This window comes from Delftia sp. PE138, from assembly GCF_018320755.1.
Lineage (GTDB): Bacteria > Pseudomonadota > Gammaproteobacteria > Burkholderiales > Burkholderiaceae_C > Comamonas > Comamonas tsuruhatensis.
The window spans coordinates 39,898-65,251 of sequence record NZ_JABEPN010000009.1; the positions used below are offsets into that span (position 1 = coordinate 39,898).

Annotated in this window: 26 protein-coding genes and 1 pseudogene; 10 read left to right on the top strand and 17 right to left on the bottom strand. The window is 65.2% G+C overall.

Annotated elements, in window-relative coordinates; all coding sequences use genetic code 11:
• Positions 1-468 precede the first annotated feature (468 nt).
• Together HFGMBDPB_RS24820 and HFGMBDPB_RS24825 are read right to left on the bottom strand one after the other, a co-directional pair.
• Positions 469-1,359 (bottom strand): annotated as a pseudogene (locus HFGMBDPB_RS24820) (IS3 family transposase).
• A 157-nt stretch (positions 1,360-1,516) separates the two neighbouring features.
• On the bottom strand, positions 1,517-2,263 hold the full coding sequence (locus tag HFGMBDPB_RS24825; RefSeq protein WP_212646500.1) for a hypothetical protein: 747 nt from the start codon (positions 2,261-2,263) through the stop codon (positions 1,517-1,519).
• Between the two features lie 200 nt (positions 2,264-2,463).
• Here HFGMBDPB_RS24825 and HFGMBDPB_RS24830 point away from each other — a divergent pair, with 200 nt between their 5' ends.
• Positions 2,464-3,651, top strand: coding sequence for an IS481 family transposase (locus tag HFGMBDPB_RS24830; protein WP_212646501.1), 1,188 nt, complete (start codon positions 2,464-2,466; stop codon positions 3,649-3,651).
• A 72-nt stretch (positions 3,652-3,723) separates the two neighbouring features.
• Here HFGMBDPB_RS24830 and ftsB read toward each other — a convergent pair whose 3' ends face one another.
• The 5 genes from ftsB to pyrG form a co-directional block, all read right to left on the bottom strand.
• Complete coding sequence (gene ftsB, locus HFGMBDPB_RS24835; protein WP_012206908.1) at positions 3,724-4,002, bottom strand: cell division protein FtsB; 279 nt, start codon at positions 4,000-4,002, stop codon at positions 3,724-3,726.
• A 64-nt stretch (positions 4,003-4,066) separates the two neighbouring features.
• The gene (gene eno / locus HFGMBDPB_RS24840; RefSeq protein ID WP_012206907.1) at positions 4,067-5,353 is read right to left on the bottom strand and encodes a phosphopyruvate hydratase; all 1,287 of its coding nucleotides are present in this window, start codon (positions 5,351-5,353) and stop codon (positions 4,067-4,069) included.
• A 238-nt stretch (positions 5,354-5,591) separates the two neighbouring features.
• Entirely contained in the window at positions 5,592-5,882 is a 291-nt protein-coding gene (locus HFGMBDPB_RS24845) for a DUF1330 domain-containing protein (protein ID WP_016447644.1), read from the bottom strand.
• Between the two features lie 3 nt (positions 5,883-5,885).
• A complete protein-coding gene (gene kdsA, locus HFGMBDPB_RS24850; RefSeq protein WP_017404374.1) occupies positions 5,886-6,743 on the bottom strand; it encodes a 3-deoxy-8-phosphooctulonate synthase in 858 nt (285 codons plus the stop codon).
• A gap of 41 nt (positions 6,744-6,784) precedes the next feature.
• Positions 6,785-8,443, bottom strand: a complete 1,659-nt coding sequence (pyrG, locus tag HFGMBDPB_RS24855) for a CTP synthase (protein ID WP_016447642.1) — start codon at positions 8,441-8,443, stop codon at positions 6,785-6,787.
• Positions 8,444-8,545: 102 nt separating this feature from the next.
• Here pyrG and coaBC point away from each other — a divergent pair, with 102 nt between their 5' ends.
• From coaBC to HFGMBDPB_RS24875, 4 genes are all read left to right on the top strand, one after another.
• Entirely contained in the window at positions 8,546-9,769 is a 1,224-nt protein-coding gene (coaBC, locus tag HFGMBDPB_RS24860; RefSeq protein ID WP_026062130.1) for a bifunctional phosphopantothenoylcysteine decarboxylase/phosphopantothenate--cysteine ligase CoaBC, read from the top strand.
• Between the two features lie 17 nt (positions 9,770-9,786).
• A complete protein-coding gene (locus HFGMBDPB_RS24865; RefSeq protein WP_047219403.1) occupies positions 9,787-10,320 on the top strand; it encodes a hypothetical protein in 534 nt (177 codons plus the stop codon).
• A gap of 70 nt (positions 10,321-10,390) precedes the next feature.
• Positions 10,391-10,840: a dUTP diphosphatase gene (gene dut, locus HFGMBDPB_RS24870; protein ID WP_017404378.1), complete on the top strand. Its 450-nt coding sequence runs from the start codon at positions 10,391-10,393 to the stop codon at positions 10,838-10,840.
• 63 nt (positions 10,841-10,903) lie between these two features.
• Positions 10,904-11,728: a hypothetical protein gene (locus tag HFGMBDPB_RS24875; RefSeq protein WP_160851770.1), complete on the top strand. Its 825-nt coding sequence runs from the start codon at positions 10,904-10,906 to the stop codon at positions 11,726-11,728.
• Between the two features lie 25 nt (positions 11,729-11,753).
• On the opposite strand, the gene HFGMBDPB_RS24880 is transcribed toward HFGMBDPB_RS24875, so the two are convergent.
• From HFGMBDPB_RS24880 to HFGMBDPB_RS24890, 3 genes are read right to left on the bottom strand one after another with little or no spacing between them, the layout of a single operon-like run.
• A complete protein-coding gene (locus HFGMBDPB_RS24880) occupies positions 11,754-13,202 on the bottom strand; it encodes an ATP-binding protein (RefSeq protein ID WP_212646502.1) in 1,449 nt (482 codons plus the stop codon).
• Positions 13,199-13,870, bottom strand: coding sequence for a response regulator transcription factor (locus HFGMBDPB_RS24885; protein WP_212646503.1), 672 nt, complete (start codon positions 13,868-13,870; stop codon positions 13,199-13,201). The genes HFGMBDPB_RS24880 and HFGMBDPB_RS24885 overlap by 4 nt, the downstream gene beginning before the upstream one ends.
• Before the next feature lie 6 nt (positions 13,871-13,876).
• Complete coding sequence (locus HFGMBDPB_RS24890) at positions 13,877-14,182, bottom strand: PepSY domain-containing protein (RefSeq protein WP_012206897.1); 306 nt, start codon at positions 14,180-14,182, stop codon at positions 13,877-13,879.
• Between the two features lie 280 nt (positions 14,183-14,462).
• On the opposite strand from HFGMBDPB_RS24890, the gene HFGMBDPB_RS24895 reads away from it, so the two are divergent.
• Together HFGMBDPB_RS24895 and HFGMBDPB_RS24900 are read left to right on the top strand one after the other, a co-directional pair.
• Complete coding sequence (locus HFGMBDPB_RS24895; RefSeq protein WP_043789865.1) at positions 14,463-14,843, top strand: PepSY domain-containing protein; 381 nt, start codon at positions 14,463-14,465, stop codon at positions 14,841-14,843.
• Between the two features lie 145 nt (positions 14,844-14,988).
• Positions 14,989-15,564, top strand: a complete 576-nt coding sequence (locus HFGMBDPB_RS24900) for a glycine zipper 2TM domain-containing protein (protein ID WP_212646504.1) — start codon at positions 14,989-14,991, stop codon at positions 15,562-15,564.
• A gap of 67 nt (positions 15,565-15,631) precedes the next feature.
• Here HFGMBDPB_RS24900 and HFGMBDPB_RS24905 read toward each other — a convergent pair whose 3' ends face one another.
• Both HFGMBDPB_RS24905 and HFGMBDPB_RS24910 read right to left on the bottom strand, forming a co-directional pair.
• Entirely contained in the window at positions 15,632-16,153 is a 522-nt protein-coding gene (locus HFGMBDPB_RS24905) for an FKBP-type peptidyl-prolyl cis-trans isomerase (protein WP_043789867.1), read from the bottom strand.
• A gap of 152 nt (positions 16,154-16,305) precedes the next feature.
• Positions 16,306-17,757, bottom strand: coding sequence for an aldehyde dehydrogenase (locus HFGMBDPB_RS24910; protein WP_212646505.1), 1,452 nt, complete (start codon positions 17,755-17,757; stop codon positions 16,306-16,308).
• A gap of 260 nt (positions 17,758-18,017) precedes the next feature.
• Between HFGMBDPB_RS24910 and HFGMBDPB_RS24915 the strand changes: the two genes are divergently transcribed.
• The 3 genes from HFGMBDPB_RS24915 to HFGMBDPB_RS24925 all read left to right on the top strand — a co-directional run bounded on the left by HFGMBDPB_RS24915 (position 18,018) and on the right by HFGMBDPB_RS24925 (position 20,887).
• Entirely contained in the window at positions 18,018-18,977 is a 960-nt protein-coding gene (locus tag HFGMBDPB_RS24915; protein ID WP_061287434.1) for an AraC-like ligand-binding domain-containing protein, read from the top strand.
• A gap of 103 nt (positions 18,978-19,080) precedes the next feature.
• A complete protein-coding gene (locus HFGMBDPB_RS24920) occupies positions 19,081-20,211 on the top strand; it encodes a cupin domain-containing protein (RefSeq protein WP_016447629.1) in 1,131 nt (376 codons plus the stop codon).
• 385 nt (positions 20,212-20,596) lie between these two features.
• Positions 20,597-20,887, top strand: coding sequence for a hypothetical protein (locus HFGMBDPB_RS24925; RefSeq protein ID WP_074920994.1), 291 nt, complete (start codon positions 20,597-20,599; stop codon positions 20,885-20,887).
• 212 nt (positions 20,888-21,099) lie between these two features.
• On the opposite strand, the gene bamC is transcribed toward HFGMBDPB_RS24925, so the two are convergent.
• From bamC to HFGMBDPB_RS24950, 5 genes are all read right to left on the bottom strand, one after another.
• Positions 21,100-22,212 (bottom strand): NlpB/DapX family lipoprotein, encoded by a 1,113-nt coding sequence (gene bamC / locus HFGMBDPB_RS24930; RefSeq protein WP_016447628.1) that lies wholly within the window; start codon positions 22,210-22,212, stop codon positions 21,100-21,102.
• Between the two features lie 41 nt (positions 22,213-22,253).
• A complete protein-coding gene (gene dapA, locus HFGMBDPB_RS24935) occupies positions 22,254-23,150 on the bottom strand; it encodes a 4-hydroxy-tetrahydrodipicolinate synthase (RefSeq protein WP_016447627.1) in 897 nt (298 codons plus the stop codon).
• Positions 23,151-23,225: 75 nt separating this feature from the next.
• On the bottom strand, positions 23,226-23,795 hold the full coding sequence (locus tag HFGMBDPB_RS24940; RefSeq protein ID WP_212646506.1) for a class I SAM-dependent methyltransferase: 570 nt from the start codon (positions 23,793-23,795) through the stop codon (positions 23,226-23,228).
• A 67-nt stretch (positions 23,796-23,862) separates the two neighbouring features.
• Entirely contained in the window at positions 23,863-24,012 is a 150-nt protein-coding gene (locus tag HFGMBDPB_RS24945; protein ID WP_016447625.1) for a hypothetical protein, read from the bottom strand.
• Position 24,013: 1 nt separating this feature from the next.
• Positions 24,014-25,240, bottom strand: coding sequence for an MFS transporter (locus HFGMBDPB_RS24950; RefSeq protein WP_017404391.1), 1,227 nt, complete (start codon positions 25,238-25,240; stop codon positions 24,014-24,016).
• Positions 25,241-25,354 lie beyond the last annotated feature (114 nt).

Here is a 25,354-nt window from a genome sequence, read left to right on the forward strand (position 1 = left end):
GGTTCGCAGTATTGGACAGCTTTGCGCATCGATTCGGGAGATTCATATTCTTCATTTTGGTATAAAATTTGCAAACATTGATCTTGCGTTTTCTTGTGATTAATTGAACGTCTCCGGGGTGAATTTGGATATCGGTTTCTTCAATGATTTGGATGTCAGTATCTTGATTACTTCTTCTTTAGTCTCGATCCGATGTGTTAGAGGTTTTTCTATTTCAAGTATGGCCCTGAGATTCGCATAAGGATCAAATATTGTGCGGGAACGCGGTGGCTTCGTGCTTCTTTATATTGGGGTGTATGGCGGCAAAAAGCGATGCGCGCGTGGTCGCCGATGACCACGAAAAACGTCTCTCAGCTGGCCTCATCGACTGAGTTATGCTGATTGCCAGTCACTCGGTGACTGGGTCTGACGATGTGCTCGAGCTAAATGTGAAGCATGTCCTCCTGATGTTGCCCCCGTATTCCCGCCCTATTCGCAATAAAGCGCCTGCTCAGCCCCTGCTGCCTGTTGCCGCCTGAACTCCCGAGGCGAACGCATTTTCAGCGAAGAATGCGGATGCACCTCGTTGAAGTGCTCGAAGGCCGCTGGCAGTTGTGCCAGTACCGTCTGCGCGTCATTCAGGTCCATGCGCGCCACATAGTCGCGCTTGAAGGTGTTGACGAAACTCTCGGCCATGCCGTTGCTCTGCGGGCTGCAGACGGGCATGTTGATCAGACCCAGAGCGCGCGCCAGCGCCCTCGTTTCGGCGGCGATGTAGGCACCGCCGTTGTCACTGAGGAACTCCAACTCCTGGCCCTGCGGGACCGCTTCGACCGAGCCGAAGCGGCGCTCCACGGCCTCGATGAGCATCTCGCGTACCGGCTCACCTGGTAGCCCTTTGCCCTCCCACGCGCGCCAAGCCATCACCCCACGGACGCAGCAATCCTTGGTGAAGGTGGCCGTCACGGTATGACCTGAATCGCACTTGATTTCCAGACCATCGGAGCACCATCGAAGGTCGCTGCGCGAGACCGCAATACGGCCCTCATGCGTGCGTGCGGACTAGCGCCGGCGAGGCGCCTTGGGTAGCAGCAGAGCGGCTTGTGCCATGACGCGATAGACGCGTTTGGCATTGACCCTCGGGGCGCCCCGTGCCGCACGCTGGCGGTTCACCAACGCACATGCACGTCTGTAGCTGATCGCCTGATTGTTCCCGTGGGGCCTGCGACTGCGCTCTTGCAATCCATCCATGCCCAGTTGGCGGTATCGCTCAACCCACTTGTAGGCCGTCTTGCGGCTGATGCCGTAGCGCCTGCACAGCTCGCTCAGCGGCACGCCACTGCGCAGATGGTCGGCTATGAAGAGCAGTTTCTCGTCCATGGGTGCGCACTCCTTTCAGGGCATGGTGATCGCTCCTTGGCTGCTGTTGGCTCCAGCTGCCAAGCTTGGATCTGTTACCCATGTCCTTGTACTGATGTGTCACCTATGAGTGTGAGTCGTACCCCCTTTGGCTCTCTGTAAGTATTTTTTGTTGGTATTAAAAGTCCTGCCCGTTATTTGTCAGTTGGGTCGTTTTTTCAATAACTATATTTTCTTCGGCAAGATTGCCTTGCAGGATGTGGCTGCTTTGGATAGGAATACTTTTATAAATCCATTCGAAGCTGATTTTTTCATTTTTAGAGATCTTGAATTTACATGCTTTTAAATTTCTGTTGCCGATGGATATGTTTTCATCTCCTGCATAGGTGATGATATAAAATTCATTTATCGGTGTGGTGGTTCCGTTAGGTTCTAGTTTGGCATTGCCCTGAATACGATATTCCAGGGATGACCCTAATTCAAGTAGGGCGCGGCGATCAATGGCTGGTGAAAAATAGGTGTAGATTCCTTTGCGAATAACATCTGTGCGAGTTTCGTGGATAAATCCGTAATTTTTGTAGATATGCGGGGACTCGGGGGATAAGTAATATGTGTTGGAATACGAGCCGGTTGGAAGACTGTTCAATCTCAGATACTGAACATTGTGCTCTATAAGATCGGTTTGCCCATTGAAGCTGGATTTCTGAGCACTGGTCGTATAGGTGCGTTGTGCATTCCCCTCATTGGGAAGGCTTAATTTTTGCTCAATTTTGTTGCTTGATTGGTAGATTGCATCATCGAAGCAGTGTGCTGCTGTCTGTGGTGTAGAGTCGCTACCACCGCATGCTGTCGTTAACATGGATATAGAAAGTATGGCAGCAGTTGATGCGGCTCTTCCTTGGATAGGCATTGAGAATCCATTCATGATGTTGGTATGCAAGAGACCGTTGGGCACATGTCGCGTGCGGACTGTTTTTACCTTATTCTAATTGCCAAGTGCAAGAAATTCGCGAAAAAAAGCCGGCCGGTACGACTCACACTCATAGGTGACACATCAGTACAAGGACATGGGTAACAGATCCAAGCTTGGCAGCTGGAGCCAACAGCAGCCAAGGAGCGATCACCATGCCCTGGAAGGAGTGCGCACCCATGGACGAGAAACTGCTCTTCATAGCCGACCATCTGCGCAGTGGCGTGCCGCTGAGCGAGCTGTGCAGGCGCTACGGCATCAGCCGCAAGACGGCCTACAAGTGGGTTGAGCGTTACCGCCAACTGGGCATGGATGGATTGCAAGAGCGCAGTCGCAGGCCCCACGGGAACAATCAGGCGATCAGCTATGCACAGCGCCGGGCCATCATTGAGCTGCGCACGCAGCAAAGGTCACAGATGGGGCCCAAGAAGCTGCACGCTTTGCTCCTGCAGCGCTGGGGCCCACAGGAGACACCCAGCAAAACCACCATCTACAACGTGCTGAAGGCTGAGGGGCTTGTTTGCAGCAGGCGTGTACGCAGACGCTCGGTGCCTACGGCCCAGCCCTTGCGAACGAGCAAGCAGCCCAATGGGGTGTGGAGTGCAGACTACAAAGGCCAGTTCAAGACAGCCGATGGTCACTGGTGCTACCCATTGACCATCATGGACCACGCCAGCCGCTATTTGCTGGCCGTGCATGTCTACGACAGCCCCAACTACGAGGATGCCAAACGCAGCTTCGAACAGGTGTTTCGGCAATACGGACTGCCCGAGCGCATACGCAGTGACAACGGTCCGCCGTTCGCGACTACTGGCGTGGCGGGCCTGTCACGCCTGGCGATATGGTGGATAAGGCTGGGCATCAGGCCGGAGCGCATCGAGAGGGGCAAGCCACAGCAAAACGGTCGCCACGAGCGGATGCACCGCACGGTCAAGCATGCCCTGGGCAAAGAGCCTGCGGCGGACAAAGCGGCATTGCAGATGCAGCTCGATGCCTTTGTGGAGCACTACAACCAGCAGCGCCCGCATGAGGCCTTGCAGCAAAGCATGCCGGCCCAGCACTACAGCGACTCGGTCAGGCCATACCCCTCAAAGCTACCGGAGCTGGAGTATCCGAAGCATTGGGAAAGAGTTCGGGTCAGCCACAACGGCTTGATTTACTGGCGAGCGCTGCGGATCTACATAGGCTACCTGCTGGCGGGGCAGTGGATCGGGATGCAGGAGGTGGCCGCTGGGCAGTGGGATGTGTATCTGGGGCCGGTGCGACTGGGCTGCTTCAACGAAGAGGATGTGCGAGGACCCCAGAAGGACTATGTGAGCTTGAAGTGTTACCCATGTCTGTGAGCTGAGTTGTTACCCATGTCCTTGACACGTACAGCCTGAGGGCCGGCTTCAAATCGATGGCGTGAACTATGTTCAGCGCCGCACGATCTGCACGAAGATCTCGTTGGGCTTGACCATGCCCAGTTCGCTGCGGGCCTTTTCCTCGACCATGGCCAAGCCGTCCTTGAGGTCGTTGACCTCGGAGGCCAGGCGGTCGTTCTCGGCTTTTTCCAGCGCGTTGGCCACGTTCTGGTCGTGGATCTGCTGCTGCAGTTCCTTCACATAGGCCACGCTGCCGTGGCCCAGCCACAACTGCGCGTGCACGGCGGCGAGCAGGGCGAGCAGGACAAGGGGGACGACGCGGTTGACCATGGCAGCAGATGTTGCGGAAAGGAAAAAGGCTTGCAGGCCCGATGGCTTGCAAGCCTAACGCTTTTCAGCGCAGGTTGTAGAAAGCCTCGCGGCCGGGGTAGTGGGCGATGTCACCCAGGTCTTCCTCGATGCGCAGCAACTGGTTGTACTTGGCGATGCGGTCCGAACGGCTCAGCGAGCCGGTCTTGATCTGGCCGGCATTGGTGCCCACCGAGATGTCGGCAATCGTCGAATCCTCGGTTTCACCGGAGCGGTGCGAGATCACGGCCGTGTAGCCTGCGCGCTTGGCCATTTCGATGGCGGCGAAGGTTTCGGTCAGCGTGCCGATCTGGTTGATCTTGATCAGGATGGAGTTGGCGATCTTCTTGTCGATGCCTTCCTTCAGGATCTTGGTGTTGGTGACGAACAGGTCGTCGCCCACCAGCTGGACCTTGGCGGCCAGACGGTCGGTCAGGATCTTCCAGCCATCCCAGTCGCCTTCGGCCATGCCGTCCTCGATGGAGATGATGGGGTACTTGTCGCACCAGCCGGCCAGCATGTCGGTCCACTGGGTGGCGGTCAGCGTCAGGTTGCCTTCACCGGCCAGCACGTACATGCCGTCCTTGTAGAACTCGCTGGCGGCGCAGTCCAGGCCCAGGGCGATCTGTTCGCCGGCCTTGTAGCCTGCGTTCTCGATGGCCTGCAGGATCAGCTGGATGGCGGCTTCGTGGTTTTCCACGGAAGGCGCAAAACCGCCTTCGTCGCCCACGGCCGTGCTCATGCCCTTGTCGTGGATGATCTTCTTGAGCGCGTGGAAGACTTCGGCGCCCCAGCGCACGGCTTCGCGGAACGAAGGCGCGCCCACGGGGATGATCATGAATTCCTGCAGGTCCAGGCTGTTGTTGGCGTGCGCGCCGCCGTTGATGACGTTCATCATCGGCACGGGCAGCTGCATGCCGCCCATGCCGCCCAGGTAGCGGTACAGCGGCAGGCCGGCCTCTTCGGCAGCGGCGCGGGCCACGGCCATGGAGACGGCCAGCATGGCGTTGGCGCCCAGGCGGCCCTTGTTGTCGGTGCCGTCCAGGTCGATCAGGGTCTTGTCCAGGAAGGCCTGCTCGGAGGCGTCCAGACCCAGCACGGCTTCGGAGATTTCGGTGTTGATGTGCTCGACGGCCTTGAGCACGCCCTTGCCCAGGTAGCGGCTCTTGTCGCCGTCACGCAGCTCGATGGCTTCGCGCGAGCCGGTGGACGCGCCCGAAGGCACGGCCGCGCGGCCCATCACGCCCGATTCCAGCAGCACGTCGCACTCGACGGTGGGGTTGCCGCGGCTGTCCAGCACTTCGCGGCCTACGATGTCAACGATTGCACTCATGGCATTTCCTTTGCGGTTTTTGAAATCGGTGTGCAGGCGGGTTCCGGTGAGGTTGCGCCCTGGTGCTTGCCGGGCAAGCGGTATGTGTGGTCGGTGGCGTGGCAGGCTGCCGCGCCACCGTGCACAGCCATGCTCCGCGGCGCAGTATCTGCGATCGGGCGGCGGCCATTGTGCACAAATTGGGTGGATGGCTTTGTATGCGCTGCGCTCTTGACGGGCCGGGTATCGCTGGCCGCGGTCAGACACCCTCGACGCAGACCATGCGCATGATGGCCGCGCCTTCGCGGGCTTCGCGGGCACGCAGGTACTCGGGCGTGTCGTAGAAAGCCTTGGCGGCTTCGAAGCTGGGGAACTTGAGGATCACGGTGCGGCCGGGGTTCCAGTCGCCTTCGAGCACTTCGACCTTGCCGCCGCGCACGCAGACTTCGGCGCCATGCGCGCGCATGGCCTCGGTGCTCCACTTGCGGTACTCCTCGTACTGCTCGGGCTTGGTGACGGTGACGGACGCAATGATGTAGCCGCTGGCCATGGGTCAGACTCCAAAGTCGTTTTCGAGGAAGCCGTTCTTCTTGGTCACGTCGTCGAGCGCGACCAGGGTTTCGAGCAGGGCCTTCATGTGCTTGAGCGGCACGGCGTTGGGGCCGTCGCTGAGGGCGCAGGGAGGATTGGGATGGGTTTCCATGAACAGGCCCGCCACGCCCACGGCCACGGCCGCACGTGAGAGCACGGGCACCATCTCGCGCATGCCGCCGCTGCTGGTGCCGTTGCCGCCGGGCAGCTGCACGCTGTGCGTGGCATCGAAGACAACGGGCGCACCGGTCTCGCGCATGATGGACAGGCTGCGCATGTCCGAGACCAGATTGTTGTAGCCGAAGCTGGCGCCGCGCTCGCAGGCCATGAAGCTGTCCTCGGGCAGGCCGGCCTCCTTGGCGGCGGCGCGGGCCTTGTCGATGACATTCTTCATGTCATGCGGGGCCAGGAACTGGCCCTTCTTGATGTTCACCGGCCGGCCCGACTGGGCCACGGCACGGATGAAGTCGGTCTGGCGGCACAGGAAGGCCGGCGTCTGCAGTACGTCCACGACCTGGGACACGGCCGGTATCTCGGCCTCGGTGTGGACGTCGGTCAGGATGGGGACCTGCAGGTCCTTCTTCACCTTGGCGAGGATCTCCAGGCCCTTGTCCATGCCCGGGCCGCGAAAGCTGGCGCCCGAGCTGCGGTTGGCCTTGTCGTAGCTGCTCTTGAAGATGAAGTGGATGCCCAGGGCCGCCGTGATTTCCTTGAGCTGCCCCGCCACGTCCATCTGCAGCTGCTCGGACTCGACGACGCAGGGGCCTGCAATGAGAAAGAAGCGCCGGTCGAGGCCGACGTCGAAGCCGCAGAGTTTCATGGTGGGGATTCCTTGGGAAATGGTGGGCGGCGTTGCGGGGCTCAGGACTTGCGCGGTGCCTTCTGGCGCTCGATCGCAGCCTTCACGAAGGCATTGAACAGCGGGTGGCCGCTCCACGGCGTGGACTTGAACTCGGGGTGGAACTGCACGCCGATGTACCAGGGGTGAACTTCCTTGGGAAGTTCGACGATCTCGGTCAGCTGCTCACGCTGGGTCAGCGCCGAGATCACCAGGCCCGCTTCGCGCAGCTGGTCCAGATACTGGACGTTGGCTTCATAGCGATGGCGGTGGCGCTCGGTGACCACGTCACCGTAGATGCTGTGGGCCAGCGTGCCGGCCTGCACGTCGGAGGACTGCGCGCCCAGGCGCATGGTGCCGCCCAGGTCGGAGTTCTCGTCGCGGGTCTTGACCGTGCCGTCGGCATCCTTCCACTCGGTGATCAGGGCGATCACGGGGTTGGCGGACTTGGGGTCGAACTCGGTGGAGTTGGCGCCTTCGAGGCCGGCCACATGGCGGGCGTATTCGATGGTGGCCACCTGCATGCCCAGGCAGATGCCCAGGTAGGGCACCTTGTTTTCGCGGGCGTAGCGGGCCGTGGAGATCTTGCCTTCCACGCCGCGAGAGCCGAAGCCGCCGGGCACGAGGATGGCGTCGTACTGCGAGAGCTTGTCGCGCGCATTGGCGTCGCTGATGGTCTCGGAGTCCACATGGGTGATCTTCACGGCCACATGGCTTTGCATGCCGGCGTGCTTGAGCGCCTCGTTGACGGACTTGTAGGCGTCCGACAGCTCGACGTACTTGCCGACCATGGCGATCTTGACCTCGCCCTGCGGGTGCTCGGTCTCGTGGACCAGGTCATCCCAGCGCTTGAGGTTGGTGGGCGGCGTGTTCAGGCGCAGCTTGTCGCAGATCAGGCCGTCCAGGCCCTGCTCGTGCAGCATGCGGGGCACCTTGTAGATGGTGTCCACGTCCCACATGGAGATCACGCCCCATTCGGGAACGTTGGTGAACAGCGAGATCTTTTCCTTTTCCTCGTCCGGCACGCGGTGCTGGGCGCGGCACAGCAGGGCGTCGGGCTGGATGCCGATCTCGCGCAGCTTCTGCACGGTGTGCTGCGTAGGCTTGGTCTTGAGCTCGCCAGCCGTGGCGATCCAGGGCAGGTAGGTCAGGTGCACGAAGGCCGTGTTGTTGGGGCCCTGCTTGAGGGCCAGCTGGCGCACGGCTTCGAGGAAGGGCAGGGACTCGATATCGCCCACCGTGCCGCCGACTTCGCAGATGGCCACGTCCACGGCATCCGGCGTGCCGATGCCGGCGCCGCGCTTGATGTACTCCTGGATTTCATTGGTCACGTGAGGGATCACCTGCACGGTCTTGCCCAGGTAGTCGCCGCGGCGCTCCTTCTCCAGAACGCTCTGGTAGATGCGGCCGGTGGTGAAGTTGTTGGACTGCTTCATGCGCGTTTCGATGAAACGCTCGTAGTGGCCCAGGTCCAGATCGGTCTCTGCGCCATCGTCGGTCACGAACACTTCACCGTGCTGGAAGGGCGACATGGTGCCCGGGTCCACGTTGATGTACGGGTCCAGCTTGATGAGAGTGACTTTGAGGCCGCGCGATTCGAGGATCGCAGCAAGGGAGGCTGAGGCGATTCCCTTGCCCAGGGAAGACACCACACCGCCTGTGACGAAGACAAATTTGGTCATGTCTTTTATTGGTGGTGGTAAAGCAGGATTATAGATGCGCCGCCGAATTCGCCGCGCCGCGCGGGGCTGCTCGGACGTTGCGGCTCTGCTAAATTGCGCGCCATGACTGAAGTGTTCGCTGGTAAACATCTGGTGCTCGGCCTCTCCGGAGGCGTGGCTTGTTACAAATCTGCCCAGCTGGTGCGCCTGCTGGTACAGGCCGGGGCCACCGTGCAGGTGGTGATGACCGAGGCGGCCGAGCAGTTCATCACGCCGGTGACCATGCAGGCGCTGTCGGGCCGCCCTGTCTACGGATCGCAGTGGGACGCGCGCGAGCCCAACAACATGCCCCACATCAACCTCAGCCGCGAGGCCGACGCGATGCTGATCGCGCCCTGCAGCGCCGACTTCATCGCGCGCCTGGTGCAGGGCCGCTCCGACGAGTTGCTGAGCCTGATGTGCCTGGCGCGCCCCATGGACCGCGTGCCCCTGCTGTTGGCTCCGGCCATGAACCGCGAGATGTGGGCACACCCGGCCACGCAGCGCAACCTGGCGCAGGTGGCCGCCGACGGCGCACTGGTGCTGGGCGTGGGAACGGGCGACCAGGCCTGTGGCGAGGTGGGCGACGGCCGCATGCTCGAGCCCGAGGAAATCATGGAGGAGCTGGCCGCCTTCTTCACGCCCAAGCTGCTGCAGGGCCGCCAGGTGCTGGTCACGGCGGGCCCGACCTTCGAGGCCATCGACCCCGTGCGCGGCATTACCAACCATTCCAGCGGAAAGATGGGCTTTGCCATTGCGCGCGCCGCACGCGAGGCGGGCGCCCAGGTGACCCTGGTGGCCGGGCCCGTGCACCTGCGCACGCCGCGTGGCGTGCAGCGCATCGACGTGCAGTCGGCGCAGCAGATGTTCGATGCCGTGCAGCAGCAACTGCCCCAGGCTGGCGTGTTCATCGCCACGGCGGCCGTGGCCGACTGGCGCCCGGCCACGGCGTCAGACCAGAAGATCAAGAAGGACGGCTCGGGCCAGACCCCCACGCTGACCTTCGTCGAGAACCCCGACATCCTGGCGGCCGCCGCGCAGTCCGAGCCCGCACGCAGCGGACGGCTGTACTGCGTGGGCTTCGCCGCCGAAAGCCATGACCTGCTGCAGCACGCCAGCGCCAAGCGCCTGCGCAAGCAGGTGCCGCTGCTGGTGGGCAATATCGGTCCCGCAACCTTTGGGCGGGATGACAATGCCCTGCTGCTGATCGACGAGTCCGGCACCCAGGAGCTGCCGCACGCCTCCAAGTCCCTGCTGGCGCGCCAGCTGGTGGCCGAGATCGCCCGGCGCCTGCCACCCGCCCCTTGACACCATCGAAGGCCCGCATGTCACAGAACACCTACGAAGGTCCCCGCCACGGCGACTATGTGCGCTATGTGGATGAGCTGCTGCGCGCCAGCCCCCTGTACCGCTCTGCGGCCCACGGCTGGATGGCGCAGGGACGCAGCGATTTCACCGATGCGGTGGCCACGCCGGGCGCGCAGTCCCAGTCCGTGGTCGAGCGCGTGCGCGAGCAGGTGCAGGCTGCGGCCGAGAAGGCGCGCATTGCTGCGCAGCAGGCGTCGGTGCCTGCCCTGCCGGGGCGCCCGCCGTCTGCAGGCGACAGGAACGGCGACAGGAATGGTGGCAGGGCCGATCGCGGCCGGCAGGCGGCGCGGGCACAGCAAGCCCAGGCCTCCTCCGCCGCCAAGGCTGTCAAGAAGACGGTCTTCAAGATAGGTCCGGGCCAGTTGCTGGGTATCGTGATCGGCCTGATCCTGGCCGTGGTGATTCCGGGCATCGGCCCCTTCATCCTGCTGCTCACCATCATCAATGCCATCGTCAAAGGCTTTCGCAGCGGGCTCAAGTCGTCCGGGTGACGGCGCGGGGCACAATGCGCGCTTTGCTTTTCAAGAGAGCCTGCCGTGAGGCGCTCCCCAGATTGTTTCCATGAACGTTGATATCAAGATCCTTGACGCGCGCCTGCGCGAGAACATGCCCGCCTACGCCACGCCGGGAAGCGCGGGCCTGGACCTGCGCGCCTGCATCGATGCACCGCTGACGCTGGAGCCCGGCCAATGGCAACTGGTGCCCACTGGCATGGCCATGTACCTCAAGGACCCCGGCTACGCGGCCATGATCCTGCCGCGCTCGGGCATGGGCCACAAGCACGGCATCGTGCTGGGCAACCTGGTCGGCCTGATCGACAGCGATTACCAGGGCCAGCTCATGGTCAGCGCCTGGAACCGCTCGGCCACGGCCTTCACGCTGCAGCCCATGGACCGCTTGGCCCAGCTGATCATCGTGCCCGTGGTGCAGCCCAGCTTCAATGTGGTCGAGGAGTTCGAGTCGGCCTCCGAGCGCGGTGCGGGCGGCTACGGCTCCACCGGCAAGCAATAAGGCTTTCCGCCAGACATCGCCCGCAGCTGCGCTGCCAGGGCATCGCTTCAGGGAGGAGTCCGCATGGCCAGGCCATCCCGGCGCACGCGCCATCGCCCATCCGCGTCGTGGACGCGCGTGGTGCTCACGCAGGAAGACCGCATGCGCCGCCGCCTGCAGCAGCGCCACTGGCTGCGACTGCATGCGGCGTTGACGGGCGGCCTCAGCCTGGCCGGCATGTCGCTGCTGAGCCTGGCCTTGCTGCATGCGGGCGTGCACAGCATGGCGCTGCGCTACGGCGTGGCCCTGGTCTGCGGCTATCTGCTGTATCTGCTGCTGGTACGCCTGTGGGCCGAATGCATGCTGCGCCGCGACTGGGAGGTGTCCGATGTTCCCGATGTGACGCCCGGCGGCAGCGGTTCTTCACCGGCCCGCACGCCCGAGGCTGGCGGATTCGAGAGCGGGCAGGGCGGCTCTTATGGCGGCGGTGGCTCCAGCGGCAGCTGGGACGACGGCGGTGCCATGTCCGAAGCCGCTTCCTCGGCGTCGCAAGGCTTTGACGTGCCCGGCATCGATGGGCTGGACGAAGGCGCTGTCGTCCTGGTGCCGGTGCTGCTGGTGTTTGCGGCGCTGCTGGTCGCGGTCACGGGCGCCGGGTCGCTGCTGTGGCTGGTCTTTGGGGCCGACCTGTTCCTGGCCGTGGCGGTGGAGGTGGCCTTTGCGCTGCTGATGGCGCGCACGCTCTACGTGGTGGAGCGCGAAGGCTGGCTGCTGGCCGCGCTGCGCCTGAGCTGGAAGCCGGTGCTGGGCGCGCTGGTGGCCGCCGTGGCGCTGGGCGCTGCGGCCGACTGGCTGTTTCCCCAGGCAGACACCCTGGTGCAGGTGCTGCGTGCGCTGAGAGGGGGTTGAGCCGCTGCCCTGCGGCCTCCCGCGCTCATGCCTCTCGTCGCGCTCCGGGCAGGTGCAGCTGCATGCGCAGGCCGCCCAGCGGCGAGCGGCTGGCTGCGATGCTGCCGCCATAGGTCTGCACCAGGTCACGCACGATATCCAGGCCCAGCCCTGCGCCGGGCCTGCGCTCGTCCAGGCGCTCGCCGCGCTCGAAGATGCGGTCGAGGTCGGCGTCTTCGATGCCAGGGCCGTCATCGTCCACCGTCAGCAGCAAGGGGCCGCCGGCCTGATCGTGCTCCAGGCCCTGGACTTCCAGGCTCACGGCCTGGGCCGCCCATTTTCCGGCGTTGTCCAGCAGGTTGCCCAGGATTTCCATCAGGTCCTGGCCGTCGCCCAGAAAGTCCCAAGGCTGCGCATCCCTCTTCAGCGTGAAGCGGATGCCGCGTCCGGCATGCAGGCGCTCCATGGTCCGCACCAGCGAGGCCAGTGGCGGCTCCAAGGGCGTGCGCAAGCCGGTGGCCTGGCGCGCTGCGGCGCGGGCCCGGGCCAGATGGTGGTCCACCTGGCGGCTGGCGCTGGTCACCTGCTCGCGCACCAGTTCGGCCAGCGCTCCGCTTTCCTGCGCGGCGGCGTTGCCAAGAATCGACAGGGGCGTGTTCACGGCATGGGCCAGATTGCCGGCCTGCGTGCGCGCGCGCTGGACCATGTCGGCGTTCACATCCAGCACATGATTGAACTCCTGCACCAGGGGGCGCAGTTCCTGCGGAAACCGGCCTTCAAGGCGCGGCGTGGCGCCCTTGCGCACGTCGGCCAGGCCTGTGCGCAGCAACTGCAGCGGCCGCAGCGCCAGGCGCAGCTGCAGCACCACGGCCAGCGCCAGCCCGGCCGCCAGCGTGCCCAGTGCGGCGATCAGCATGGTGGTGAAGCGCTGCATGGGCTCGGCCAGCAGGGCGCTGTCGGCCGCAACGATCAGGCGCAACGGCGGCGCGTCGGCTTCGGGCAATTGCAGGGGGCGTGCCACGGCCACGAGCGGGTGGCCCTGACCATCGGGCAGCATGCCCGTGCTCAACGCCGTGTCTTCCCGGTGTTCGCCGGGATTGCCGGCATCGGCACGGAACTGGTGCCAGTCCAGCGTCTGGTCCCACAGCGAACGAGAGCGCAGCAGGCCGGCCTTCTCGGGCGGGCCCGCCCCATCGCTCACCTGGTCGATCTGCCAGTACAGGCCTGACAGCGGCTGCGCCAGGCGCGGATCGCCCACGGCCAGTCCGACTTCGATTCGCCCTCCAGGCAGGCTGTTGACGGCTGCGCTGAGCTGGTCGAGCTGCAGCACCAGCTGCGCCTGCAACTGCTGCGCGATGTGATCGCGGAACAGTCCGCGCAGTCCCCAGCCGGCCAGCAGCACGGCCGCCAGCACCCAGGCCAGCGTGCCGGCCAGCAGGCGCAGGCGCAGCGAATCACCGAGCCGGGATACCTGTCCTTCCTGTGGTGCGTTCATGCAGCGGGCGCGCCTTCCACCAGCCGGTAGCCCATTCCGCGCACGGTTTCTATGCTGCCGGCCGGTAGTTTCTTGCGCAGGCGGCCGACGAAGACCTCGATGGTGTTGGAGTCGCGGTCGCTGTCCTGCGGGTAGATGTGTTCGGACAGCTCGGTGCGCGATATCACCTGGCCCACGCGCTGCATCAGCAGGGCCAGCACCTTGAATTCATGGCTGGTCAGCGTGAGCGGCTGGCCCGCCACGCTCACACGCGCCTGGCGCGAGTCCAGCACGATGGGGCCGCATTGCCACTGGGCGCTGGCGTGCGGGCTGAGCCGGCGCAGCAGGGCGCGCAGGCGGGCCATCAGCTCTTCCATGTGGAAGGGCTTGGCCAGATAGTCGTCGGCGCCGGCATCCATGCCGGCCACCTTCTCATGCCAGGCGCCGCGCGCCGTGAGGATCATCACCGGCATGACCCGCCCTTGGTCGCGCCAGGCGCGCAACACCGTCAGGCCATCGCGCACGGGCAGGCCCAGGTCCAGCACGGCGGCATCGAACTCCTCGACCTCGCCAAGGTACTGGGCCGTTGCGCCGTCGGCCGCCGTCTCCACCGTATGCCCGGCCTGCTGCAGCGCCTGCACGAGCTGGCTGCTCAGCGTGGGCTCGTCTTCCACCACGAGGATTCGCATCTGCGTCTAGTCCTTGCGCTTGAAGCTCAGCACCTTGCCATCGCGTGCATCGATCTTGAGCTTGGCCACGCGGCCGCCCGATTGCAGCAGCCGGATCTCGTAGATGAAGCGGCCGTCGTCATGCTCGAACTCGACCTTGATGACCTGGCCCTGGTAGTCGCGCTCGACCTGGTCGAGCACGGTGCGCAGCGGCAGCACGCGGCCTTGCTGCAGGGCCTGGCGCGCGAGTTCATGGTCGCTGTCGCCGGCATCCGAGGGCGTGGTCCAGGAGGCCAGGGCCGCCGCCATCAGCAGCAGTGCGGCCAGCAGCATCCAGGGCCTGCGAGGGGTGGAGAAGGATGGAGTGGGCATGGAAAACTTTATAGCCCAGCGTGGATGAACCTCGGATGAACGGCTGCTTCAGCTTGCGTTCATGGCCTGCATCGAACAATGGCTGCACGCCGTCGCAATCCACCGGAAACGAAGGCGCAGCAGCCGGCAGATGCGGCCTTTTCAGATGCATCGCCGACCCAATCGCCGGCCCAGTCGCCGGCCCAGTCGCCGGCCCAGTCGCCGGCCCAGACGCCGACCTTCACATGCCAAGGAGAACCTCATGCCTTCCATCCGACAACTGATTTCCCGCGCTGCACGCCATGGCCTGACGGGCCTGGGCATTGTTCTGATCGCCACTGCCGGGCTGGTCGCCCAGGTGCAGGCCCAGGCCGCCGCCACTGGCGGTCCTTCGGTGACCGTGCAGGCCGGCGAAGCCGTGGCCACCACGGTGGCCTCCGTGCGCGGCGCCTTCCAGGGGCCGGGCCTGAGCATCCGCGAAGTCTTCGAGCGCATGGAAGGCCTGGGCTACCGCGACCTGCGCGAGATCGAGTGGGAAGACGGCCTCTACCAGGTCAAGGGCCAGACCAGCGATGGCCGTCCCGTGAAGCTCTATGTCGATGGCAACAACGGCAACGTGCTCAGCATTCGCGCACGCAATTGAGGCCGGGCCGGCGGGCTGATTTTTGTCAGCAAGTGTTCAGTCCGGTCGGCGTACATGCAGCCTGGGGCGTTGCAGTGGTATGCAGCCGCAGGCCGGGTCGGCGGCTGCCCTTGATCGATCCACGGACAGTACACAGGAGATTTCCATGCCCCCTTCCATTCATCGCTTGGGCGCCATCGGCACCAGCTGCATTGCAGCGCTGATGCTCAGCGCTTGCGCGGGCTATCCACAGCAGGGCGGATATCCGGGTGGCGGCTACCCTGCAGGTGGCTATCCCGCTGGCGGATATCCCGCCGGGGGCTACCCCAGCGGGGGCTATCCCGTCAGCGGCCAGCCCGGCACGGCCTACCCGGGCGGCGGTGGCTATGTGCAGCAGGGGCGCGTGACCAATGTGCAACTGGTTCAGATCCAGCAGCCCAGCGGCATTGGCGGCTCGGGCATAGGCGCCGGGGCCGTGGTGGGTGGCGTGGTCGGCGGCGTGCTGGGCCGCCAGGTGGGCAAGGGCAGCGGGCGCGACATCGCCACCATTGCGGGCGTGGTGGGCGGTGCCATGGCGGGCAATGCCATCGAGAAGAACACCGGCCCTGGCGACCTGCGCGATGTCTACCGTGTCACCGTGCAGTTGAACGACGGCAGCACGCGCGTGTTCGACTACCAGAGCAATCCGCAGCTGCGCGTAGGCGAGAGCGTGCGCGTGGACAACAACCAGCTGCTGCGCTGAGTACCAGGCTCGCTCCATGCAAAAGGGCTCCCCGAAGGGAGCCCTTTGCCATTTCAGCGCGGCAATTTCAGTGCAGCGTGTCGTTGCCCGGTGCCATGGGCTGGATGCGGAAGAAGCCGGTGCCGGCCGAGCCGCGGCCGATTTCCTCCTCGGTGGCTTCGCGCACGCCTTCGACCTTCAGGTGCAGGCGCAGCGCGATGCCGGCCAGCGGATGGTTGCCGTCCAGCACCACATGCTCGGGATAGATTTCGGTCACCGTGTAGAGCAGGTCGGGCGGCACGGCGCTGCAGCCCTTGGGCAGGGCGCTGGCCTCGAAGCTCATGCCTTCTTCCAGCTCGGCCGGGAACAGGGCGCGCGGCTCCAGGAAGATCAGGCTTTCGTTGTAGTCGCCGAAGGCTTCCTCGGGCTCCAGGTGCAGGTCCAGGACCTTGCCCTGGCCGTGGCCCTGCAGGGCCTCCTCGATGCGCTTGAGCAGGTCGTCGCCGCCGACCAGGAACTCCACGGGCTCATCGAGCACGTCCAGTTCCTCGCCCAGGGTGTCCTTGAGGGTCCAGGTCAGAGCGACCACGCATTGTTCTGTGATTTCCATGGTGTGCAGCTTGTGCGGCCCATGCCGCGGTGGGGAAAAAGAAAGACCGCCGCGCGCGCCCTTGTTTGACGAAGGCATGCCGGCGGCCGCGTTGGCGCGATTTTCCCACGGCGGCCCGGCTGCTGCGCAGGCCGGGCGGCGAGTCCTGCCGATCAGAACGGATAGTGGCGGGGCGCGGTCTGCATGGTGATCCAGCGCGTCTCGGTGAAGGCATCGATGCCTGCCTGGCCGCCGAAGTGGCCGTAGCCCGAGTTCTTCACGCCGCCAAAGGGCATCTGTGCCTCGTCATGCACGGTGGGGCCGTTGACGTGGCAGATGCCGGCCTCGATGCGCGCGGCCACGCGCCAGCCGCGTGCGGTATCGCGGGTGTAGACGGACGAGGACAGGCCGAATTCGTTGTCGTTGGCCATGGCGATGGCCTGCTCCTCGCCGCGTACGCGCACGATGGCCTTGACGGGGGCGAAGGTTTCCTCGCGGAAGATCTCCATCTCGGGCGTGACGCCGTCGATCAGCGTGGCCGCCATCAGGGTGTTGGTGGCCTTGCCGCCGCACAGCAGTTTTGCGCCCTTGGCCAGCGCGTCGTCGATCAGGCGGTTGGCGCGCTCCACGGTGGCCATGTCCACCACCGAGCCCAGCACCACGGGGCCCTTGCGCGGATCGCCCAGCGGCAGCGAGGTGGCACGGGCCACGAGCTTGTCCAGGAAATCCCCGGCCACGGACTCGTCCACGATGATGCGTTCGGTGGACATGCAGATCTGGCCCGAGTTGGCGAAGGCACCGAAGGTGCAGCCGGCCACGGCGGCGTCGATGTCTGCATCGTCCAGCACCACGAAGGGCGCCTTGCCGCCCAGCTCCAGAATGGCGGGCTTGAGGTACTTGGCGCAGGTCTGGCCGATGATGCGGCCCACGCGCGTGGAGCCCGTGAAGTTCACGCGGCGCACGGCCGGGTGGGCCACCATGGCCTCGACCACGGCGCCGGCATCTTCGGGCGCATTGGTCACGAAGTTGACCACGCCGGGCGGCAGGCCGCCTTCCTGCAGGGCCTCGATGATCAGGCCGTGCGTGGCGGGGCACAGCTCCGAGCCCTTGAGCACCACGGTGTTGCCGCAGGCCAGCGGCGTGGCGATGGCGCGCACGGCCAGGATGACGGGCGCATTCCAGGGCGCAATGCCCAGCACCACGCCAGCGGGCTGGCGCACGGCCATGGCCAGGCTGCCGGGCACGTCCGAGGGAATGATCTGGCCATTGATCTGGGTGGTCAGCGATGCGGCCTCCAGGAACATGTTGGCAGCCAGGTGCACGTTGAAGCCGGCCCAGATGCCCGAGGCGCCCGTCTCGGCGGCCATGGCGGCGGCAAAGGCCTCGGTCTTGGCCTCCAGCGCCTGCGATGCCTTCATCAGCATCTGGCGGCGCTCGGTCGGGCCCAGCGCGGCCCAGGCGGGGAAAGCCTTTTGCGCGGCTTCGACGGCGCGCACGGCATCTTCGGGCGTGGCGGCCGGGGCGCACGTGGCCACCGATCCGTCCAGCGGATTGCGGCGCTCGAAGGTGGCGCCATTGCCGGCCTGTGCGGCCTGGCCTGCGATGAGCATGGTTTGTTCGATCATGACTGTCTCCTTGGTATGCGGTTGTGGCCTGGGCGTTGGCGCAGCCGGGCGTGCCGGTCATCGTAGAAGCAGGCGATGGCGCAGGCAGCCCGCTGCGCGCACAAAGCGCATGACGGATCGTGCACAGGCTCCGGGGTTTACCCTTGTCCTGGCTGTCCGCGGGGAAAGCCATGGGGCGCGACGGGCCTGCACTTTCCCATAATCACGTCCATGGCCGCACACAGATCCTTCACCCGTGCGGCGAGCAGGAGAGACCGCACATGACCGATGCCATGGTGTTGAGCACCGACGGACTGCCGCCCGGCGAGACGGCGTCGGCCTGGCACGCCTGGATGTCGCGCCTGTTTGCGGGCCTGGATACCGATGTCTATGGCGATCACCTGTTCGAAGGCCATGTGCGCGTGGCCAATGCCGGCGATGTGGTGCTGACCCGGCTGGAGGCGGGCCGCCACCGCGTCATGCGCAGCATGCAGGGCCTGCGCGCCCATGAGTCCCCCTATCTGAAGATCGTCGCGCCCTGGGAGGGCGTGGCCAGCGTGCGCCAGCACAACCGCGAGGCCAGCGTGCGCAAGGGCAGCTGGGTGATCTATGACACGGCGCAGGAGTACGAGGTCACCAACCCCGAATGGTCCGAACACCTCATCGTGATGCTGCCGCGCCAGGCCATCGTGGACCGGGGCATCCGGCTGGAAGGGCTGATGGGGCGCAATGTGGGCGGCAGCTCGGGCATCGCCCGCATCGCGCTGGAGACCATGCGCAGCACCTACCAGGAGCTGCCCGGCATGGCACCGCACCTGGCGCGCCGCGCGGGCGAGCTGCTGGTGGACATGGTCCACCTTTCGCTGCAGGAGCTGGCCGGGCAGGGCACGGCAGGCACCCAGCAACTGGCGCTGCAGGACCGCATACGCGCCCATGTGGTGGCCCATCTGCGCGATCCGGGCCTGTCGGTGGAGTCCGTGGCTGCCGCGCTCAACTGCAGCAAGCGCCATTTGCACAACGCCTTTGCGGACAGCCAGACCAGCCTGGGCGCCTTCATACAGCACAGCCGGCTGGAGCTGTGCATGCGAGAGCTGCTGCTGCCCGAGCACGCGCAGCGCACCATCACCGAAGTCGCCATGGACTGCGGCTTTGGCAGCAGCGCGCATTTCAGCCGGGCCTTCAAGGCCTATACGGGCCTGGCGCCCTCGGATTTCAGGGCCATGCGCAAGCCGGCCGGCTGACTGCCAAGAAGCCATTGCGGGGCAGCTTGCGCTGGCGCCAGGACAGGGCAATGCCCGCATAGGACAATGCCGCCCTGTCTCTTCGCTCACTTCGGACCATTTCATGGACACCAACACACCGCTTGCCCTGCTGGGCGGGCTTACCGCTTCCCAATTCATGCGCCGCCACTGGCACAAGAAGCCCTTGCTGGTGCGCCAGGCAATCCCGGGCTTCAAGCCCCTGATTCCCCGCGCCAGGCTGCTGGCCATGGCAGGCGAGGACGGTGTGGAATCGCGCCTGATCCAGCAGCACGACGGCGGCAGCTGGAAGCTCAGCCACGGCCCGCTGTCGCGCCGCAGCCTGCCTTCGCTGCAAAAGCCCGGCTGGACCGTGCTTGTGCAGGGCGTGGACCTGCACGACGACGGCGTGCACCAGTTGATGCAGCAGTTCCGCTTCGTGCCCGAGGCGCGGCTGGACGACCTGATGATCAGCTTTGCCACCGACCAGGGCGGCGTCGGCCCGCATTTCGACAGCTACGACGTCTTCCTGCTGCAGGCCCACGGCCGCCGGCGCTGGCGCATCGGCCGCCAGAAGGACCTGTCGCTGCAGCCCGATGTGCCGCTGAAGGTGCTCTCGCATTTCGAGCCGGAAGAGGAATTCGTGCTCGAGCCCGGCGACATGCTCTACCTGCCCCCGAAGTGGGCCCATGACGGCATCGCCGAGGGCGAATGCATGACCTACTCCATCGGCTTTCGCTCGCCCGCGCGCGACGAGCTGGCCCGCGAGCTGCTGCTGCGCATGTCCGACGAGCCCGATGAACCCGAAGTGCCGGTCGTCTACCGCGATCCCGACCAGCCGGCCGTCGAAGCCCCGGGCGAGATTCCCGCCAGCCTGCACGATTTCGCCCGCAAGTCGCTGGAACGCGCGCTGGCCGAGCCGCTGGCGCTGGAGCGCGCTCTGGGCGAGTACATGACCGAGCCCAAGGCCAATGTGTGGTTCGAGCATGGCGAGGAAAACGGCATGTTCGAGAGCGTGGTCCTGGACCGCCGCACCCGCATGATGTATGACGCCAGGCACATCTTCATCAACGGAGAAAGCTATCTGGCCGGTGGCCGCGATGCCACGCTGATGCGCAAGCTGGCCGACACGCGCGCGCTGTCGCGCACCGATCTGGCCAAGGCCAGCGACGATGCGCTGGAGCTGCTGTCCTCATGGTTTGACGCAGGCTGGGTGCGTGGCGGCAAGCTGTCCTGAACCGGGTAGACGCTGCGCCACAGGCATGCTAAGTTCGGGCATTCACTGTTGACAGCATGCTGCTGAACAAGGGCGGACTTCGTTAGATTTGTAAAGAATTGTCTTGAGTCCGTCAGTAAATTGACAGCCACCTGCTTTTGTTACACAGTGCATGTCAAGGCAGTCAATCCACTGCCCTATCCGGACTTTGCAAGAGGATTTGTGCGGAATTGTTCTGAGGCTGTCAGTTTCGGTCAGCTTCGGGAAAACCTCCCTATAATCTGACGCGAGTCGAATGAATGTTTTGACGCGGCTTGGCCGTAGCGCTCCGGTTGCCTGCATCCGGCGTCGCAATGGCGGGGCCCTCCTGTTTACTGTCTTCTTACCTACTCTCTAGGAAACTGTGATGAAGAACTCTCTGATCCTGGCTACCGTGATCGCTGCTGCAGCTCTGGCCGCTTGCGGCAAGAAGGAAGAGGCTCCGGCCCCCGCTCCCGCTCCTGCTGTTGAAGCTCCCGCACCGGCAGCTCCCGCTCCCGCAGAAGCCGCTCCTGCTGCTCCCGCCGCCGACGCAGCTGCTCCCGCAGCGCCCGCCGCTGACGCAGCTGCACCTGCCGCTCCCGCTGCTGACGCTGCTGCTGCAGACGCCGCCAAGGCTGCTGCCGACGCTGCCGCCAAGGAAGCCACCAAGCAGTAATCCGGCCTTCGCCGGTGGCACAGGCTTAGGCTTGTGCTGCGAAAAAACCGCATCCTTCGGGCTGCGGTTTTTTTTCGTCCACCAGGGCCCGGTCATGCATATCCATGGTCTATGCACGACGGCCCGTATGCAAAAAAGCCACCGGCAAGTGAATGCGCGGTGGCTGCAGGCGAGGGCGGCGGCTGCCGCCTCAATCCCGACGTGAGGATCGCTTACTTCATGTCGTCGGTGATGACGCGCACGATGCGCTGGGCATTGGCCGAGGTCTCTGGCTGGCCCTGGGTGTTGAGCACGGTGACCGTGGACTTGTCGCCCTCGCTGCGCACCTGGATCTGGTACTTGACCGGCGCGGCCGCGTCGGGCGAGCGGCTGAACAGCTTGCTGAAGAATCCCTTGGGCTCGACCTTGGCATCGGGCGCCACATAGCGCACGAAGTAGATGCCGCGGCTGCGGTCGCGGTCTTCCACGGTGAAGCCCGTGCGGTCCAGGGCCACGCCGACACGGCGCCATGCGCGGTCAAAGCCTTCGTCGATCTGCAGCACGGGCTGTCCGTTGGCGGATTCCATGCGCACGCTGCCGGTGGCGGCTGCCGTGGTGGTGTTGGCCTTGGCCACGGCGTCGGCCTGCTCCTGGCTCACGCCGAGCTTGACCATCAGGCGGCGCAGGAATTCGGTTTCCAGTTCCGGATCGGAGGGGCGCGGCTGCCAGATGGTCTGGTCCTTCTGGGCGCTGGTGTACACCTCCTGCATGCCGCGGTGCGTGATGTAGACCTCGGTGGAGCCGTCGGCCGAGCGCTCCAGGCGGGTGCGGAACCTGTCGCGCTCGCTGGTGGAGTACAGGCCGTCGAAGACCTTGCCCAGCGTCTTGCGGATCACGTCCTGCGGGATCTTGGCGCGGTTCTCGGCCCAATCGGTTTCGATGATGCCGAGCTGGCGGTCTTCGGTGGTGAAGATGAAGCCGTTTTCCAGCCAGAAGTCGCGCACGGGCTCCCACAGCTGGTCGGCCGGACGCTTGATCACCAGCCAGCGCTGCTCGCCATTGCGCTCGATGCGCACATCGCCCAGGGCGGCGGTGGCCGTTCGGCCCTCTGCCGGCTTTTGCGCCTTGGAGTTGGCTTCCATGGCGGCGGCGGAGACCACGCCGCCGGGCACGGCGTAGCGGGAGTCCGTGGACAGCTGTGTCAGGTCTGGCGGGACTTCCAGGGTGGGCGCCTGCTGCTTGCCGGCGCTCTTGTAGTCGATCTTGCTCTCTTGGAACGTGGTCGTGCAGGCTGTCAGGCCGATGGCCAGGCTCAGCAGGCTCAGACGTGCAATGGGCTGTTTCACGCGAATATCCTTGGTGCGTTCGGTCGGTGGGGCGGGGCGCCTCACAGCAGGCCAGCGGAGCTCAGGGCGGCTTCCACGGTGGCTTCCAGATTCTTGCTCAGGGGTGTCATCGGCAGGCGCATGGCCGGGCCGCAAAGGCCCAGGCGAGCTGCGGCCCACTTGACGGGAATGGGGTTGGCCTCGACGAAGAGGTTCTTGTGCACAGGCATCAGGCGCATCTGGATGTCCATGGCGGTGCGCACGTCGCCGGCCAGGGCCGCCTTGCACAGATCGCTCATCAGGCGCGGCGCCACGTTGGCCGTGACGCTGATGTTGCCGTGGCCGCCGCACAGCATCAGTGCCACAGCGGTCGGATCATCGCCGGAGTACACGCCGAAGCCTTCGGGCACTTCACGGATCAGCCACTGGGCGCGTTCGATGTTGCCCGTGGCTTCCTTGATGCCGATGATGGCGGGGATCTGCGCCAGGCGCAGCACGGTGTCGTGCTGCATGTCGGCCACCGAGCGGCCGGGCACGTTGTAGAGCACCACAGGCAGGTCGCCCACCGCTTCGGCAATGGCCTTGAAATGCTGGTACTGGCCTTCCTGCGTGGGCTTGTTGTAGTAGGGCACGACCTGCAGCTGGCTGTCGGCACCGACCTTCTTGGCGTAGCGGGCCAGCTCGATGGCCTCGTGCGTGCTGTTGGCGCCGCAGCCTGCCATCACGGGAACGCGGCCCGCAGCCTGCTCGACGGACACGCGGATGATTTCGCAGTGTTCCTCCACGTTGACGGTGGGGGATTCACCTGTCGTTCCCACCACGCCGATGCAGTCCGTGCCCTCGGCCACATGCCAGTCGATGAGTTTTCGCAGCGCCGGGTAGTCAACACTACCGTCCTCGTGCATGGGCGTGATGAGGGCAACGATGCTGCCAGTGAGAGCGACGGAGGAGGATGTCATGTCCGCAAGAAAAAACGGGAAAGGATCATTCTAACGAGTGTCGGAGGCAGGCCCAAGGCGGTCGCCTGTAGGGATTCAGGCGATTGCAGCCCCCGACGCCTTCTGATGCGCCAGCATGGCCACGGGTTCCCGGCCTGTTGCATCGGGGCGCAGTGCCGCGATGCGCTGGACCATGCGATCGGGCTCGCCCAGCTGGCCGTGCTCGTAGGCCACGATGTGCCAGCCCGCGCAGGCCTGCAGCAGCTCGCCGGGCGCCAGCAGGAAATCGGGCCGGGAAGGCTTGCCGAAGGCCTCGTTGCCCTGGGCAAAGGTTTCGTACAGCAGCACGCCGCCGGGGGCCACGCTGCCCAGCAGCGCCGGCCACAGCGGGCGCCACAGATAGTGGGTCACGACCACGGCGCCGAACTGCCTGCCGGGCAGGGGCCAGGGGCCGTTTTCAATGTCGGCGCACAGCAGCTCGCCCACGCCCTGCAGGCCGGCCAGGGCCTGGGCGTCGCGGTCCACGCCCGTCACTGCATGGCCGCGTGCATGGAACCAGCGCATGTGGCGGCCAGGGCCGCAGGCCACGTCGAGCACGGTGGCCTCGGGTGCCAGAAGATGCGCCCAGCGTTGGATCCAGGGCGAAGGCGGCGTGGCTGCGTGCATGTGAAATCTCGGAAATGAATTGAAAGCGGCCGCCATTGTGCCGCCAGGCCTTTGCCGCGCTTCAATTTCAGAAGCAGGCCCAGAGCTGGTCGGCCATGCCCAGCATGAACTCGGGCTGCAGATAGAGCATGAAGACCAGGCCCAGCACCAGCAGCACGGCGGCCCACAGCGCCAGCCTGCGCAGCAGCTGTGGGCGGGGCGTGGTGGCTGTCGTCATGTCAGGCCGCCGCCTGCGCCGCACGCGGCCTTGCCACCGGGGCTTCGCGTATCGGCAGGTTCAGCAGGCCGGCGGCCACGCCCAGGCCGATGGCCAGGTACCAGACCACCTGGTAGCTACCGGTGTGGTCATACAGATAGCCGCCCAGCCAGACACCCAGGAAGCTGCCGACCTGGTGGCTGAAGAACACCATTCCGCTCAACATGGACAGATGCTGCACGCCGAAGATCTGGGCCACGGTGGCATTGGTCAGCGGCACGGTGGACAGCCACAGCAGTCCCATGGCGGCCGAGAAGATGTAGACCGACCAGGGCGTCAGCGGCGCGAGCAGGAAGAGCACGATCACCACCGAGCGCGTGAAGTAGATGGTGGACAGCAGGTAGCGCTTGGGCAGGCGCTGGCCCAGGTTGCCGGCCACGTAGGTGCCGACGATGTTGAACAGCCCCACCAGCGCCAGCGAGATGCTGGCCACCTGCGGTGCCAGGCCGTAGTCCTTGAGGTAGCTGGGCATGTGCACGCCGATGAACATCACCTGGAAGCCGCAGACGAAGTAGCCAGCCGTCAGCAGCACGAAGCTGGGCGTGCGCAGCGCTTCGGCGACGGCCTGGCCCGCGCTCTGGTCGCGCACGGGTCGGGTATTGCCGGCCGTGAAGCCCGGCTCGCGCAGGCCGAAGGCCAGCGGAATGATCATCAGGGCGCACAGCGAAAGCAGCAGCAGGGCGTTGGACCAGCCGAAGTTCGAGATCAGGCTGCCTTCCACGGGCACCATGAAGAACTGGCCGAAGGAGCCCGCCGCCGCCGTCACGCCCATGGCCCAGCTGCGCCGCGCCACGGGAATCTGGCGGCCCAGCACGCCGTAGATCACGGCATAGGTGGTGCCGGCCTGGGCTGCGCCTATCACCACGCCGGCCGTCAGTGCGAACCAGGTTGTCGTGGGCGCCATGGCCATGCCGGCCAGGCCCAGCGCATACAGCAGCGCGCCCACCAGGAGCACGCGGAAGGCGCCGAAGCGGTCGGCCAGCATGCCGCCGAAGATGCCGAGCACGCCCCAGGACAGGTTCTGGATGGCAATGGCCAGCGCGAAGGACTCGCGCGTCCAGCCCATCTCCTGGGTGATGGGCTGCAGCCACAGGCCGAAGCCGTGCCGGATTCCCATGGACAGCGTCACGACTGCGCCCCCGCACAGCAGTATCTGCACCATGGACATGGGTTGGTTGTTTTTGTGCATGCGGCAAACTTTAGCGAAACTCCGGGTTTTGCGCTGCGACGCGTGGGTCGCCCATGCGCCAGCGCGGCACTTCGTAGCCCTTGGCGGCACTGGCCTTTTCGGGATAGTCAATGT